This is a genomic window from Bacteroides sp. NGMCC 1.200775, from assembly GCF_040798045.1.
GTDB classification, from domain to species: Bacteria; Bacteroidota; Bacteroidia; order Bacteroidales; family Bacteroidaceae; genus Bacteroides; species Bacteroides hominis.
The window spans coordinates 185,933-201,686 of record NZ_JASCQK010000003.1 but is presented as its reverse complement, the minus strand read 5'-3'; the positions used below and the strand labels follow the sequence as shown (position 1 = coordinate 201,686).

At 42.8% G+C, this 15,754-nt stretch carries 11 protein-coding genes; 8 read left to right on the top strand and 3 right to left on the bottom strand.

Going from position 1 to position 15,754, the window contains the following annotated elements; genetic code table 11:
* Window positions 1–97: 97 nt before the first annotated feature.
* Both QK890_RS10095 and QK890_RS10090 read right to left on the bottom strand, forming a co-directional pair.
* Window positions 98–568 (bottom strand): GNAT family N-acetyltransferase, encoded by a 471-nt coding sequence (locus tag QK890_RS10095; RefSeq protein ID WP_032532008.1) that lies wholly within the window; start codon window positions 566–568, stop codon window positions 98–100.
* 122 nt (window positions 569–690) lie between these two features.
* Entirely contained in the window at window positions 691–1,584 is an 894-nt protein-coding gene (locus tag QK890_RS10090) for a transporter (protein WP_032532009.1), read from the bottom strand.
* A 108-nt stretch (window positions 1,585–1,692) separates the two neighbouring features.
* Here QK890_RS10090 and QK890_RS10085 point away from each other — a divergent pair, with 108 nt between their 5' ends.
* The 3 genes from QK890_RS10085 to dnaA all read left to right on the top strand — a co-directional run bounded on the left by QK890_RS10085 (window position 1,693) and on the right by dnaA (window position 5,635).
* Window positions 1,693–2,946: an N-acetylmuramoyl-L-alanine amidase gene (locus QK890_RS10085; RefSeq protein WP_032539692.1), complete on the top strand. Its 1,254-nt coding sequence runs from the start codon at window positions 1,693–1,695 to the stop codon at window positions 2,944–2,946.
* 19 nt (window positions 2,947–2,965) lie between these two features.
* Window positions 2,966–3,859: an MlaD family protein gene (locus tag QK890_RS10080; RefSeq protein WP_005781423.1), complete on the top strand. Its 894-nt coding sequence runs from the start codon at window positions 2,966–2,968 to the stop codon at window positions 3,857–3,859.
* Between the two features lie 348 nt (window positions 3,860–4,207).
* Entirely contained in the window at window positions 4,208–5,635 is a 1,428-nt protein-coding gene (gene dnaA, locus QK890_RS10075; protein WP_005781424.1) for a chromosomal replication initiator protein DnaA, read from the top strand.
* 72 nt (window positions 5,636–5,707) lie between these two features.
* Here the strand turns inward: dnaA and QK890_RS10070 are convergent, their stop codons facing one another.
* The gene (locus QK890_RS10070; protein WP_005808456.1) at window positions 5,708–6,496 is read right to left on the bottom strand and encodes an NADPH-dependent oxidoreductase; all 789 of its coding nucleotides are present in this window, start codon (window positions 6,494–6,496) and stop codon (window positions 5,708–5,710) included.
* Between the two features lie 248 nt (window positions 6,497–6,744).
* Between QK890_RS10070 and QK890_RS10065 the strand changes: the two genes are divergently transcribed.
* The 5 genes from QK890_RS10065 to QK890_RS10045 all read left to right on the top strand — a co-directional run bounded on the left by QK890_RS10065 (window position 6,745) and on the right by QK890_RS10045 (window position 15,213).
* Window positions 6,745–9,288, top strand: a complete 2,544-nt coding sequence (locus QK890_RS10065) for an adenosylcobalamin-dependent ribonucleoside-diphosphate reductase (protein WP_032539721.1) — start codon at window positions 6,745–6,747, stop codon at window positions 9,286–9,288.
* Between the two features lie 197 nt (window positions 9,289–9,485).
* Complete coding sequence (locus QK890_RS10060) at window positions 9,486–12,188, top strand: 4-alpha-glucanotransferase (RefSeq protein ID WP_367627319.1); 2,703 nt, start codon at window positions 9,486–9,488, stop codon at window positions 12,186–12,188.
* A gap of 128 nt (window positions 12,189–12,316) precedes the next feature.
* Window positions 12,317–13,348 carry an acyltransferase family protein gene (locus QK890_RS10055; protein WP_367627318.1) on the top strand — a complete coding sequence of 344 codons (1,032 nt, stop codon included), beginning with the start codon at window positions 12,317–12,319 and terminating at the stop codon, window positions 13,346–13,348.
* 51 nt (window positions 13,349–13,399) lie between these two features.
* Window positions 13,400–13,768, top strand: coding sequence for a dihydroneopterin aldolase (gene folB / locus QK890_RS10050; protein ID WP_005808461.1), 369 nt, complete (start codon window positions 13,400–13,402; stop codon window positions 13,766–13,768).
* A 23-nt stretch (window positions 13,769–13,791) separates the two neighbouring features.
* Complete coding sequence (locus QK890_RS10045) at window positions 13,792–15,213, top strand: TlpA family protein disulfide reductase (protein WP_367627317.1); 1,422 nt, start codon at window positions 13,792–13,794, stop codon at window positions 15,211–15,213.
* Window positions 15,214–15,754 lie beyond the last annotated feature (541 nt).

The window sequence follows — 15,754 nt, the reverse complement described above, 5'->3', positions numbered from 1 at the left end:
CAGATATTTTGGCTCCAATAGAAGTAAGGTTTAGTTTGCTATATAAACAAAGGAATATACTAAACTTGTGGCAAACGTGTAAATGCCAGAAGTATCTCTAAAGATCAGCTGAGAAAGTGATATGTTTTTGGTAAACTCGTGTATGCTCCCCCCACGGATGATAGCAATCTCCTATATAATTAAAACAGAAATGTTCGTAATAGCCTATATGTTTTGTACACAAATATAAATCCCCAAACCCCAATTGTCGGGTATCTTTTTCTACGGTTTCGATTAATAATCTTCCATAATTATGTCCTCTATATCGCTCCTCTATGAATAAGGCAACCAGCCACGGATACAAATCCATTCGTGAATTAAAATCATTTGTTGCAAGTCCGGCACAACCTATTATTTCTTCGTTATCCATCAGAAGATAGAACTGTGGTAAGGGAGATTCTGACACCACACAGGTTCTAAAACAGTTGTCATAGACCATTTTACTGTTTTCGTCAGCCCATTTACTTTGGAAATAAGCAATCGCTTCCTCTAAATATTGAGGATTCTTTCGCAATGAAACAATATCCATAATTACATCCTTATTTATTTTCTGACGACATCGCCAGTATAGTAATCCAGTAATAAGTAGGAAAAAGGAAAAACAAAGGGACAAACAAAGTCCAACAGCTTCAAATCGGTATCTTACATTCTCTATTTCATATCATTCTTTCTCTTTTTCCACAATTGCCAGCTATTAATAATGTTTTGCCATAAAACATAACTCCCCGGTCCCACAGCCGAAAGTGAATTCAGATAAGTATGAGCCATCCAAATGGCAAGAATCGTATTCTTCTGCCCCAAAGCTTGTCCTCCACTGATTCGGTCATTATAGACACTACCCAAGGTTTTCCCTAAAAAGAATTGCAAGCAACAAGTTATCAAAGCAACTACTGCAATCATGATTTCCGTCAGTCCGTCCGCCGGATCGTTAATCAGCGAATAAATAGTTTGTGCCGTTACGATGGCAAGAGAAATACCCCACAAATAAAATGCTAATTCGTGATAGCTTAACAATACCTGATGAACTTTGGGAATGAACTTCTGCAGAAACCAGGCCACCAGAAAAGGACAAATCAACAATGGAAAGACTTTACTCAAAATAACCAGAAATGCATCTATAAAACTAATATCCGGATTTGCCTCTATTAACGGAAAGAAAATAGGAACTGCAACAGCTGCCCCAATATTTGCAATCAACGTATAAGTAGTCAGACTGGCAGCACTTCCACCCAATTTAGAAGTAATGACCGCCGCTGCCGTAGCTGTAGGACAAATGACACAAACCATTGCTCCCTCCGCTACAATTTTATTAAAACGATAAAGAAGAAGATAAACCGCCAATGAACCGAATATCTGGATCAACAAAAGCCACAAATGTAAGGGTTTAGGCTTTAGATCACAAGGAGATACTTTACAAAAAGTAAGCAGTAACATAGTGAAAATCAGTATCGGAGTCAAAAAAGAAAGGCTGATAAATACAGGATAACCAATGGCGCCTAACAACATCGCTACCGGAAGCGTCCAATTTTTCAAGAACTTCAGCATCGTTATATCATTTAAGTTTCGAGTGCAAAGTAAGGTAAAAAACTCAAAACTTAACACTAAATAGTGAGTTTTCAACAAAATTCTGCTACATTTGCACATTATTTTTATATGGAACTACGTAGACCACACATATTATATATACTGATTTGCCTTTGGCTACTCGTTTCTCCACTAAACGTCGGTAGTACCTGGGCAAAAGATTTTGTTGTCGTTATTGACGCCGGACACGGCGGTCATGATCCCGGAGCCATCGGAAAGATATCTAAAGAAAAAAACATCAATCTGAAGGTAGCATTGAAATTGGGAAATCAGATTAAGCAAAACTGCAACGACGTAAAAGTAGTATATACCCGCAGCAAAGATGTTTTTATACCACTGGATCGCCGTGCCGAAATTGCTAATAATGCCAAAGCCGATCTATTTATTTCAATCCACACCAATGCTTTAGCCAATAACCGGACAGCCAAAGGTGCTTCTACCTGGACATTAGGTCTGGCCAAATCGGATGCCAACCTGGAAGTCGCCAAACGGGAGAACTCTGTAATCCTATATGAAGATGATTATAAAACCCGTTACGCAGGTTTCAACCCTAATTCTGCAGAATCATATATCATCTTCGAATTCATGCAAGATAAATATATGGAGCAGAGTGTGCATCTGGCATCTCTGGTTCAAAAACAGTTTCGCCATCATTGCAAACGGATAGACCGTGGTGTACACCAAGCCGGGTTTCTGGTATTAAAGGCCAGTGCCATGCCAAGTATTCTCGTTGAGCTTGGTTTCATTTCCACTCCTGAAGAGGAACGCTATCTGAATACGGATGAAGGAACTACTACTTTGGCAAGAGGAATCTATCGGGCATTTCTGGCTTATAAAAGAGAACACGAAATCCGTTTGACCGGTGCCAGTCGTACCATTTTGCCAAATGATGACGAAGAAGCTACAGAAGCACCTGTGATTGCACAGACAGAGAGTACACAAGAAAAAGCAGCAGAAAGACCTAAAAACTCTTCACGCCCCAAAGAGTTAATGGCAGAAGCGAAAACTCAACGTCCAATTGTTGCAGAAAGCACAACAAACGACTCCGAAATTACGTTTAAGATACAAATACTTACTTCCTCACGTCCATTGGCCAAAAATGACAAACGACTGAAGGGATTGAAAGACGTAGATTACTATAAAGAAGGCGGAATATACAAATACACTTACGGGGCATCTCCTGATTATAACAAGGTGCTGCGGACGCGCCGTAATACGGTGACTCCATTATTTAAGGATGCTTTCATCATTGCATTCCGCAACGGAGAGAAAATGAATATCAATGAGGCTATAGCCGAATTTAAGAAAAGAAGAAATAAATAAAAAGACTAAATAACAAAACATGAAACTCATTACGAAAGAAGTCAGAATAGGAATAGCAGGTATTGCAGCCTTGTGCTTACTCGTTTTCGGAATTAACTATCTGAAGGGCATTAATATGTTTAAGCCTGCCAGCTATTTTTATGTAAAATTCCATAATGTAAACGGTCTGGCACAGTCCAGCCCGGTATTTGCCGACGGTGTCCGTGTAGGTATTGTCCGTGATATTGCCTATGATTACAACCAACCGGAAAATGTCATCGTGGAAGTAGAAGTAGACACTGATCTTCGCATACCGAAAGGAAGCTCTGCCGAATTGGTGCCCGAACTGATGGGAGGAGTAAGAATGAATATCTTATTGGCTAATAATCCGCGCGAACGTTATATGGTAGGTGATACAATTCCCGGAACTCTGAACAACGGAATGATGGAAAAGGTAGCAGCTATGATGCCCGCCGTAGAAAAGATGCTGCCTAAATTAGATTCTATCCTCACTTCACTGAACACGATTATGGCGGATCAAAGTATCCCGGCAACTCTGCATTCTATTGAAAAGACGACGGCCAATCTGGAAGTTACCAGCCGCCAGCTGAAAGTATTGATGAATAATGATATTCCACAATTAACAGGGAAGCTGAATACCATCGGAGACAACTTTATCGTAATCAGTGGCAATCTGAAAGAAATTGATTATGCCACTACGTTCAAAAAAATAGACGCAACCCTCAGTAACGTAAAAATGCTTACAGAAAAGCTTAACAGCAAAGACAACACCGTTGGTTTGCTGCTAAACGATCCACAATTATACAATAACCTGAACCAAACTACCATCAATGCAGCAAGTTTGCTTGAAGACCTGAAGGAACATCCCAAACGATATGTCCACTTCTCCCTGTTTGGCAAAAAAGATAAGTAGGTGAAACCTCTTAAATAGAATTTATCTAAATAAGCGCCTACAAAACAAGGACAGGATGAAATCCTTTAAAAGTCTATCCATAGACAGAAAGGATATCTGTACCGGCTATCAGGTTCAAGAATAGTATGTGGAAATTTATCTGATAAACAATTAATTAATAAGTAGTTACAAAAAAGCAATAGCTTCCGGCAAGGGGTATTTTACAGGAAAATGATAAGTCATTGAAAGTAAACACATTATTCTTTCAGTGAGAAATACAAGAAAAAAGAGATTTGTTTTTCTCAAATAAGATTCCCAATTTTGCAATCGTAGAAGTTTTGCTTAATTAATAAATGTATTACAGCCGCTATGAGTGAATCGAGTCATGTCGGCCTATGGAACCGCTGTCTTGAAATTATAAGAGACAATGTTCCTGAGTCGACATACAAAACATGGTTTGTTCCCATTGTTCCTTTAAAATATGAGGACAAAACGTTAATCGTACAAGTTCCCAGCCAGTTTTTCTATGAATTTCTGGAAGATAAATTTGTGGACTTGCTACGTAAGACGTTATATAAGGTTATAGGAGACGGCACTAAGTTGATGTACAATGTGCTGGTAGACAAAAGTTCAGGGACAACCGTGAACCAGGAGTCTACTACCCGCTCTACGGCTATCCCTCAGTCCGGACTCCCCCGGGTTGACGAAAGGAAAGCTCCGGGGTTATTGCGTGCTCCGGCTGTCCAAGACCTTGACCCACATCTAAATCCGAACTATAATTTCGAAACCTTTATTGAAGGTTATAGTAATAAACTTTCAAGAAGTGTTGCCGAGGCCGTTGCCGAAAATCCGGCCAAGACGGTCTTTAATCCGTTGTTTCTTCATGGAGCATCGGGAGTAGGAAAAACCCATTTGGCCAACGCCATCGGAACTCGTATAAAAGAGTTGTATCCGGACAAAAGAGTGCTTTACGTTTCAGCACATTTATTTCAGGTACAGTACACCGATTCTGTGCGCAATAATACAACGAATGATTTTATCAACTTCTACCAGACAATCGATGTACTGATCATTGATGATATTCAAGAATTTGCCGGTGTCACCAAAACACAAAATACTTTCTTCCATATCTTCAATCACCTACACCAAAACGGCAAACAGTTGATATTGACTTCCGACCGTGCTCCCGTATTACTGCAAGGCATGGAAGAGCGTCTGTTAACCCGCTTCAAATGGGGTATGGTAGCCGAACTGGAAAAACCGACTGTAGAACTCAGAAAGAACATTTTAAGAAATAAGATTCATAGGGATGGGTTACAGTTCCCTTCTGAAGTAATAGACTACATTGCCGAGAATGTAAACGAAAGCGTGCGTGATTTGGAAGGCATTGTTATTTCTATCATGGCCCACTCGACTATTTACAATAAAGAAATCGATTTGGATCTGGCACAACGCATTGTCCGCAAAGTAGTCCGCAGTGAAACGAAAGCTGTGACCATCGATGATATCATTAATGTGGTCTGCAAACATTTCGACTTGGAATCATCAGCCATCCACACCAAATCAAGAAAAAGAGAAGTGGTACAGGCACGTCAGGTTGCCATGTATTTAGCCAAGACACATACAGACTTCTCTACTTCCAAAATCGGAAAATTCATAGGCAATAAAGATCATGCCACCGTATTACATGCATGCAAAACAGTAAAAGGCCAGTGCGAAGTTGATAAAAGCTTCCGGTCCGATCTGGAAAACATAGAAACTTTACTAAAGAAAAGAAATATAAACAGTGAACGATAAACAGTGAACGATGAACATTTGCAACCAATCATGCAAGCTGTTCATCGTTCGCTGTTTATTAATCACCGCCAGTTATTGCCCATCATTCATAAAGCCTTGTTGGCGAAGTACTTTCAACAGATTTTCAGACATAAATTCATTATCCTTCTTTGTATAACGAACATCTGTAAACACTTGAGCCAAAGTCTCCTTATGATTCTCCTCTATAAACTGCTTATTCTCAGGTAAGGACTCCTTATAAGCATACAGCCGGTTTATATCTTCGGCTGTATAATCGTGATAACTCTCTTCATGTATGATACCTTCTATAGGCAGACGATCTACTTGTTTAGGAGATTCCGCCGGATATCCCACTGTTACAGTAGTAATGGGAAATACCAGTTCCGGCAAGTGTAAAGCATCAATTATCATTTGAGGATTGTAAGTAGTAGTACCCAAATAACAAATACCCAGTCCGGCCTCTTCGGCAAGCGTACAAAAGGTTTGTGCAACCAATAAAGTATCCATAGCCGCATTCAAAAAAGACATTAAATTATCATATCCCGGTTCCGCATTCCTTTCCTGACAATATTTGCAGAAACGACGGAAATCTGCGCAAAATGTCAACACCACCGGCGCAGACTTTATCATCGGCTGGTTAAAATGAGCCGGAGAAAGTATTTCTTTTTTCTCGGCATCACGAGTGACAACCACACTATAAAGCTGCATTCCGCCCATCGTAGAAGCACGAAATGAAGTTTCAAGCAAATCATTTAACAAATCCGACGTAATATCTTTTTGCTGATATTTGCGGATAGTTCTTCTGTTCTTAACTGTATCCATCATATCTTTTTTCTGCAAAGATATAAAAAGAATAATCATTCTATCTCATTTCCAATTTAGATTAATTTTCTTTTTGGAAAACTTCAGGCACTGAACAAAACCATCATTCATTTGTTTATCAATTGCTTATCATTTATAAACGGATAACTTAGTACCGGTTAATAAATTATCTCGTTTTTATTTTGATATACCAAAAAACATTCATAGCTTTGCAGGCACGTTTGTTAATGATAAGTAAGCTTCTACATATTTACTTATTAATAATGATATCTAAGACACATTGCATCGTGGAAAAGCAAATTTACTCTTACGAGGAAGCCTACGAAGAATCTTTACGATATTTTCAGGGCGATGAACTTGCTGCGCGAGTTTGGGTAAACAAATACGCAGTAAAAGACTCTTTCGGAAATATTTACGAGAAATCACCGAAGGACATGCATTGGAGACTTGCTAACGAAGTGGCCCGCATCGAGGCAAAGTACCCAAACGCACTAAGCTCCGAACAGCTGTTTGAGCTTTTTGACCATTTTAAGTATATCGTGCCGCAAGGCAGTCCGATGACAGGTATCGGTAACGATTATCAAGTTGCTTCACTTTCCAATTGCTTTGTGATTGGTATTGATGGTTCTGCCGATTCATACGGAGCTATCATCAAAATAGATGAAGAGCAGGTGCAACTAATGAAAAGACGCGGAGGTGTAGGTCATGACCTCTCCCATATCCGTCCCAAAGGTTCTCCTGTGAAAAACTCAGCCCTGACTTCTACCGGGCTGGTCCCATTCATGGAACGTTATTCTAATTCTACACGTGAAGTTGCCCAAGACGGACGCCGCGGTGCGTTGATGCTCAGTGTATCGATCAAGCATCCGGATTCCGAAGCATTCATTGATGCAAAAATGACAGAAGGCAAGGTTACAGGTGCCAATGTTTCAGTAAAGCTGGATGATGCATTCATGGCAGCAGCTGTAGAAGGCAGAAAGTATACCCAACAATACCCCATTGACTCTGACCATCCCACTACGGTGAAAGAGATCGATGCTTCCAACTTGTGGAAGAAGATTGTGCATAATGCATGGAAATCGGCTGAACCGGGCGTATTGTTCTGGGATACCATTATCCGTGAATCAGTGCCCGACTGTTATGCAGATTTGGGATATAAAACGGTTTCGACAAACCCTTGTGGAGAAATTCCTTTGTGCCCTTATGATTCTTGCCGCCTGTTGGCCATCAATCTGTATTCATATGTAGTCAACCCATTCACTAAAGATGCCTACTTTGACTTTGAGCTCTTCCATAAACATGTAGCACTGGCTCAGCGCATCATGGATGATATCATCGATCTGGAATTGGAAAAGATAGAACGCATCATGGAGAAGATAGATCTGGATCCGGAAAACGAAGAAGTGAAACACACTGAACGCGGTTTGTGGGAAAAGATTTATAAGAAGAGCGGTCAGGGAAGACGTACCGGTGTCGGTATCACTGCCGAAGGCGATATGCTCGCCGCACTCGGAATGCGTTATGGAACAGAAGAAGCGACTGACTTCTCTGAGAAAGTACACAAAGCCGTAGCACTGGGTGCTTACCGTTCATCGGTGGATATGGCCAAAGAGCGTGGTGCATTCGATGTATACGATACGGAAAGAGAAAAGAACAACCCGTTCATCAACCGTTTGCGCGAAGCTGATCCGGCATTGTACGAAGACATGAAGAAATATGGTCGCCGTAACATTGCGTGTCTGACCATCGCTCCTACCGGAACAACCAGTCTGATGACTCAGACAACCTCAGGTATCGAGCCTGTATTCCTCCCGGTATATAAACGCAGAAGAAAAGTGAACCCGAATGACACCAACGTACGCGTTGACTTTGTAGACGAAACCGGAGACGCTTTTGAAGAATACATCGTGTTCCACCACAAATTCGTGACCTGGATGGAAGCGAACAGTTACGATCCCGCCAAACGATATACTCAGGAAGAGGTGGACGAACTGGTGGCCAAGTCACCTTATTATAAAGCAACTTCAAACGACGTAGACTGGTTGATGAAAGTCCGTATGCAAGGCAAAATCCAGAAATGGGTAGACCACTCCATCAGTGTGACCATTAACCTGCCGAACGATGTAGACGAAGAACTGGTGAACCGCCTGTATGTCGAAGCATGGAAGTCCGGTTGTAAAGGCTGTACGGTTTACCGTGACGGTTCCCGTTCAGGAGTGCTTATCTCTGCGAAGTCCGACAAAGACAAGAAAGAAGAGCTTCCTCCTTGCAAGCCGCCAACGGTAGTTGAAGTACGTCCGCCGGTACTTGAAGCTGATGTTGTGCGTTTCCAGAACAATAAAGAGAAATGGGTAGCTTTGGTCGGCCTGCTCGACGGCAGACCTTACGAAATATTCACCGGTCTGCAAGACGATGACGAAGGAATCATTATTCCGAAAAGTGTAAATACCGGACGCATCATCAAGAATGTCGATGAGAACGGAAACAAACGTTACGACTTCCAGTTTGAAAACAAACGCGGATACAAAATGACAATCGAAGGTCTGTCCGAGAAGTTCAACAAAGAATATTGGAACTATGCCAAACTGATCTCAGGTGTGCTCCGCTGGAGAATGCCGATCGAACAAGTCATCAAACTGGTAGGTTCGCTACAATTGGACAGCGAAAACATCAATACCTGGAAGAATGGTGTAGAACGTGCGCTGAAGAAATATGTGCAGGACGGAACGGAAGCTAAAGGCAAAAAATGTCCGAACTGCGGAAATGAGACATTGGTTTATCAGGAAGGTTGTCTCATCTGTACCACTTGCGGTGCATCCAGGTGCGGATAAAAAACAAACCTGTAAATGATTAATATATAAGCAAAAGCGTTGAAAGGAGCCTCTTGGCTCCTTTCAATGTTTAATAACATAAACAACACAAACGTTTGCATACTATTTTAAAGTAGTTCGATGAAAGTAAAGATACGACATACGTAGAATATTTCTATACTTGCAAAATCATTAGTCAAAAATTAAATCTAATATATATGATAGTATCATTTCATATTGAGTATCGCACAAGTTGGGGAGAAGAAGTCAGAATATTAGGTTCTGTACCCGAACTTGGAAACAATGATCCGGATAAAGCTATCTCCCTCACCACAGTAGACGGTATCCATTGGAGCAGTGAAATAGCTCTTCAATCACCGGCAGAAGGAGTTATAGAATACAGTTATCACATTTATCGCGACAATAAGAACATCCGTACTGAATGGAACTCTTTCCCCCGGCGTGCCTACCTGCCTGAGGATGACAAAAAAAGTCTGCGCATCAATGATTGCTGGAAGAACCTTCCGGAGCAGCAGTATTTCTACAGTTCGGCATTCACCGAATCGCTTCTGGCACACCGTGACCGGAGTGCAACCCCCAAAAGTTACAAAAAAGGATTGATGATCAAGGCTTATGCTCCACGCATCAACGGCAACTACTGTTTGGCCATCTGTGGCAATCAGAAAGTCCTTGGCAACTGGAACCCGGACAAAGCATGGCCTATGAGCGACATCAACTTTCCGGAATGGCAAGCCGAATTGGATGCATCTAAACTGGAATTTCCATTAGAGTACAAATTTGTATTATATAATAAGGAAGAGAAGAAAGCTGAAGCTTGGGAAAACAATCCTAACCGTTACATGGCTACCCCCGAGATTAAAGCAAACGAAACACTGGTTATTTCCGACCGATATGTCTACTTTGACGTTCCGGCCTGGAAAGGTGCAGGAGTGGCCGTCCCCGTATTTTCACTCAAATCGGAGAAAAGCTTCGGTGTAGGAGACTTCGGAGACCTGAAACGAATGGTAGACTGGGCAGTCTGTACCAACCAGAAAGTGGTACAGATCCTACCGATCAATGACACCACCATGACCCATACATGGACAGATTCCTACCCTTACAATAGTATTTCCATCTATGCTTTCCACCCGATGTATGCCGACCTTAAACAGATGGGTACCCTGAAAGATAAAGAAGTCGCTACCGCTTTCAACCAAAAACAGAAAGAGTTGAATTCACTTTCTGCCATCGACTACGAAGCAGTGAACCGGGGAAAATGGGAATATTTCCATCAGCTATTCAAGCAAGAAGGAGAAAAAGTATTGGCTTCGAAAGCCTTCCGTGATTTCTTTGAGGCCAACAAAGAATGGCTGCAACCCTATGCTGCCTTCAGTTATCTGCGTGACGTATACCGGACACCAAACTTCCGCGAATGGCCTAAATATTCGGAATATAATGCACAAGAGATTGAAGAGCTTTGCCGTCCCGGTACGGAAGTCTACCCCAATATCGCCATCTATTTCTATATACAGTTCAACCTCCACTTACAACTGCAGGAAGCAACCACTTATGCCCGCGAGCACGGAGTGGTACTAAAGGGAGATATCCCTATCGGCATCAGCCGCAACAGTGTGGAAGCCTGGACAGAGCCCTATTATTTCAATCTCAACGGACAGGCCGGTGCCCCACCCGATGATTTTTCTGTCAACGGGCAGAACTGGGGTTTCCCCACCTACAATTGGGACGTAATGGAAAAGGATGGCTATAAATGGTGGATGAAACGTTTCCAAAAGATGGCCGAGTATTTCGACGCTTACCGCATCGACCATATTCTGGGATTTTTCCGCATTTGGGAAATCCCGATGAATGCCGTGCATGGATTACTGGGACAGTTTGTTCCCGCACTGCCCATGAGCCGTGAAGAGATAGAAAGCTACGGACTACCTTTCCGCGAAGAATTCCTGACGCCTTATATCCACGAGTACTTTCTCGGACAAGTGTTTGGTCCCCACACCGACTACGTCAAACAAACCTTTATTGAGCCGACCGACACGTACGAAGTGTACCGCATGCGTCCGGAGTTCGACACTCAACGCAAAGTGGAAGCTTTCTTTGCCGGCAAGAACGATGAAGACAGCATATGGATCAGAGACGGATTGTACGCCTTGATAAGCGACGTACTGTTTGTGCCCGACCGTAAAGACACGAACCTCTTTCATCCGCGTATCGGAGTACAGCACGACTTCATCTACCGTGCCCTGAACGATTGGGAGAAAGCAGCATTCAACCGGCTTTACGATCAGTATTATTATCATCGCCATAATGACTTCTGGCAACAACAAGCCATGAAGAAACTGCCACAACTGACTCAGTCGACCCGCATGCTGGTATGTGGTGAAGATTTGGGAATGATACCGGATTGCGTGGCATGGGTGATGAACGACCTACGCATTCTGAGTCTCGAAATCCAGCGGATGCCCAAAAACCCGGCTGAAGAGTTCGGTCGTCTGAACGAATATCCGTATCGCTCGGTTTGCACATTCTCTACCCATGACATGTCGACTTTACGCGGATGGTGGGAAGAGGATTATCAACAGACTCAACGTTACTACAATCAGATGCTGGGGCATTATGGTGCCGCCCCTGCCGTAGCAACACCGGAACTATGTGAAGAAGTGGTCCGCAACCACCTCTACAGTAACTCCATCCTTTGCATCCTGTCACTACAAGATTGGTTGTCGATGGACGGAAGATGGCGCAACCCGAATGTGCAGGAAGAACGGATCAATGTCCCTGCCAATCCCCGTCACTACTGGCGTTACCGGATGCATCTGACACTGGAACAGCTCATGAAAGCCGAAAGCCTGAATGAGAAAATCAGAGAACTGGTTAAGCAAACCGGCAGAAATCCGGAAAAATAATATCCGTCAGTTTCCCAAGGAAGAAAAAGAACAAAGAGAGAAGAGCGAACCGGTGTGTTTTTCGCTCTTCTCTCTTGCTTTTCAGTAATATTCAGTATCTTTGCTGCACCAATGCACAAACAGTCAGAATGGGAGACGACAAAAACAAACGAATTGATTTTGTAGACTTGACGAAAGGAGTCTGCATCATCCTGGTGGTGATGGCACACATAGGTGGAGCTTTCGAAAAGCTCGATTACCATTCGATGATCGCCAGTTTTCGTATGCCCCTTTATTTCTTTATCTCAGGTATCTTCTTCAAGTCGTACGAGGGGCTTTTCGGATTCTTCATCCGGAAGATAAACAAATTGATCGTCCCCTTCCTCTTTTTCTATCTCAGCGCATTCCTCCTGAAGTATATTGTATGGAGAATTGCTCCGGGTGTATTTCAACTCCCGGTCAGTTGGACAGAGCTTTTAGTTGTGTTTCATGATCATGCCCTGATCAAGTTCAATCCTCCTATCTGGTTTTTGCTGGCACTTTTCAATTGCAATATCCTGTTCTATCTGGTCCACAGCCTGCGCGACCGGAAGTTAGGTTTGATGTTTGCCCTCACCCTCCTGATCGGAATCGCCGGATTCTATATGGGTAAACACCAGATCGAACTGCCCTTGTACATAGACATAGCCATGACCGCCCTGCCCTTCTATGTGGCCGGATTCTGGATTCGCCGTTACAACTTTTTCCTCTTTCCCCACCGTTTCGACAAACTGATTCCGCTATGTATCCTGGCAGCCTTGGTCGTGATGTACTTCACCGCCACGTTTGTCGGTATGCGTACCAACAATTATGCAGGCAACATTTTCCAGTTCTGGGCCTCAGCGTTTGCCGGCATCTTTATGATTATGCTTTTCTGCAAAAAGTTTAAAAAGCTCCCTGTCATCTCTTATCTGGGACGTTACTCGGTCATTACATTGGGAATACATGCCCCCCTTTTACATTTCGAATATCCGGTTGTCAGCCGGTTTATCCATAATGAATGGGGACAAGCCATTGTCTTGCTATTGCTCACCCTGACAATCTGCATTGCCGCAACTCCCATATTTCTGAAACTGATTCCGCAGGCTGTGGCGCAAAAAGACTTTATCAAGACCAAGCAATCGCAACAACAGGAATCATAATTGCATTTATTATCTTATCTTTGCCAGAAGACAATATCAATCTTTATATTTATGACTACCCACTATTATATCTTTTTGGAAAACGTCCGTTTCTACAGTTATCATGGAGTAGCTCCACAAGAGACTGCGATTGGTAACGAGTTCATCATCAACCTGAGGTTGAAAACCGATTTTGGCAAAGCCACCGAAACGGATGAAGTAGAAGATACCGTCAGCTATGCAGACATACACGCCGCGCTGAAAGAAGAAATGGATATTCCCTCTAAACTGCTGGAACACGCCTGCGGACGAATCGTGAAAAGGCTCTTCCGGGACTTCCCGAAAATCAGGGAAATAGAAATCAAACTGTCGAAAAGGAATCCGCCCATGGGAGCAGACATCGACTCTGCCGGAGTAGAGATGCATTGCACGAGAGACTGAATCAACATTAATATACTAATACGATGAAAAACCTTTTATTAATCCTCCTGTTGTTGCTAACGGGAGAAATCAGCGCACGACAAACTGCGACAATTGTAGTCAAGACCACCCCGGACAACGAAATCGCTTACTGGCCTACAGGAAAAGATCACCTGTTCTTCATTACCTTGGGCACTAAGGCACAAGCTGACCCTCAAGGGCAGTTCATTCATGAATTCAGCGTGAGCCGTCCCACTACGATTCATGTATGGGCCAAAGGGAATAATTCTTTCACGCTCTACCTGACACCGGGAAGCAAAGATACTATCGCTGTGGCCAAAGACACGATCAACTTCAGTGGCACCAACCGGGTCTACAACCGATGTCTGAAAGCGGTGGACGACTATCAGCAATATAGCGACAATCTGATATACATGCAGCCTCACGAACTCGAAGGGGTGACTTCATTGGAACAATATCATCAGTTGGCAGATGCCAGGATGAAACAGGCACTCGACTCTGTAAATGCCTCCGGACTTGATAAAGAGTTTCTCGCAGAGCAGCATGCACACATCGATTACACCCATCGGTCTATCTTTCTGCACGTCGCAATGTATCTGGTGAAAAATGAAAACTTTACCGAAAATTGGCGTAAAGAACTTGCAGAAATCATCAATCAACCCGTAGACAGTGATTATCTGCGTTCCTACCGCGGAATCGGACTCTTTATAAACGACTTGATCGGCGCACAATTCATAAAACTGGAAAATGGCAAACCCGAAGAGATAAAGGACTATTGCGCCTTCCGCTTCGACCGCTACCGGAAATTCTTCAAAGGCGACAATCTGCAATATGCACAAGCGCTACTTATCTACGAAGACGAATTTCAAACAAGAAATACTCCCTCAATCCCCCAACTATACGAAAGATATAAGGCCGAATTCCCCAATAGCCCCTTTCTATCTGTTCTTGAACCGGGCGTTAATAAAAACCTCCGCTTCCAAAACAGCCGCATCGACGACAAGGACTATCACATTCTGCCTTGCGACTCCACAGTTGAAAATCTGGAAGATGCGGTAAAACCCTTCAAAGGCAAAGTGGTCTATATCGACGTATGGGCTACCTGGTGCGCCCCATGCATCAAAAAGTTCCAATACCTACCCGCCCTCAAAGAAAAAACACATAACATGGACATTGTGTACCTATACATCTCGATAGACCGCCCTCAGGACAAGGAGAAATGGGAGAAAACCATCGGATATCACCAACTGAAAGGCTATCACTTATTGGTAAACGAAAAGTTAGGAAAATCGTTGTATGCCGAACTTGGAAACGAACGGCAAATACTGAGTATCCCCTGCTTTGTAGTTATTGATAAAACAGGAAAAATAGCTATCCGACACGCAGCCGCCCCGGACGAACCGGAAAAGGTAATAGAACAGTTGAGCACCTATTATAATGAGTGAAAACATATTCTCGACCGGATCATTGGAAAAATAAAAACAGGCAAAAGCTTGACTTCTGCAAGAAAACAGAGTATCTTTGCCTATGTAGTCATAAAGTATATTCGAATTAGAATACGGTAATAGGGAGGAATAAATGTTTCTCCCTATTTTTTTGTACCTGCATCAAAAAATTCCGGAAGAGCGTTGGTTTGAAGCCTGCAGAGCCGGTGTTTCCCCCATTTAGAGCCTGAGTTTTACTCATTCAGACGGTTGCTTCCGATACTTTTCCCGGTATGTCGGGACACATTTCCCGGCATGAAAATGTGTTTTCATCAGAAGATAATCTTTTTTCTCCTATTGATAATCAACGGCGGGAAAGATGAAGGCTTGGAAGTTAACAATACATAAATCTGCTCTTGACAAAAACAGAAAGATAAACGACAGGCAAAACCGATACGCCACAAAGTAGATGTACCACCGAACGCACAGAGGGCACGGAGTTATTATATAGTAATTCTATATAATTAAAGCTCCGTGCCCTCTGTGTACTCTGTAGTGAAAT

Bases quoted from the DNA above. Each gene is read 5' to 3' on its own strand.
- QK890_RS10090 (WP_032532009.1), bottom strand. From the start codon at position 1,584: ATGCTGAAGTTCTTGAAAAATTGGACGCTTCCGGTAGCGATGTTGTTA.
- QK890_RS10045 (WP_367627317.1), top strand. From the start codon at position 13,792: ATGAAAAACCTTTTATTAATCCTCCTGTTGTTGCTAACGGGAGAAATC.
- QK890_RS10070 (WP_005808456.1), bottom strand. From the start codon at position 6,496: ATGATTATTCTTTTTATATCTTTGCAGAAAAAAGATATGATGGATACA.
- folB (WP_005808461.1), top strand. From the start codon at position 13,400: ATGACTACCCACTATTATATCTTTTTGGAAAACGTCCGTTTCTACAGT.
- QK890_RS10085 (WP_032539692.1), top strand. From the start codon at position 1,693: ATGGAACTACGTAGACCACACATATTATATATACTGATTTGCCTTTGG.
- QK890_RS10080 (WP_005781423.1), top strand. From the start codon at position 2,966: ATGAAACTCATTACGAAAGAAGTCAGAATAGGAATAGCAGGTATTGCA.
- QK890_RS10095 (WP_032532008.1), bottom strand. From the start codon at position 568: ATGGATATTGTTTCATTGCGAAAGAATCCTCAATATTTAGAGGAAGCG.
- QK890_RS10055 (WP_367627318.1), top strand. From the start codon at position 12,317: ATGGGAGACGACAAAAACAAACGAATTGATTTTGTAGACTTGACGAAA.
- dnaA (WP_005781424.1), top strand. From the start codon at position 4,208: ATGAGTGAATCGAGTCATGTCGGCCTATGGAACCGCTGTCTTGAAATT.
- QK890_RS10060 (WP_367627319.1), top strand. From the start codon at position 9,486: ATGATAGTATCATTTCATATTGAGTATCGCACAAGTTGGGGAGAAGAA.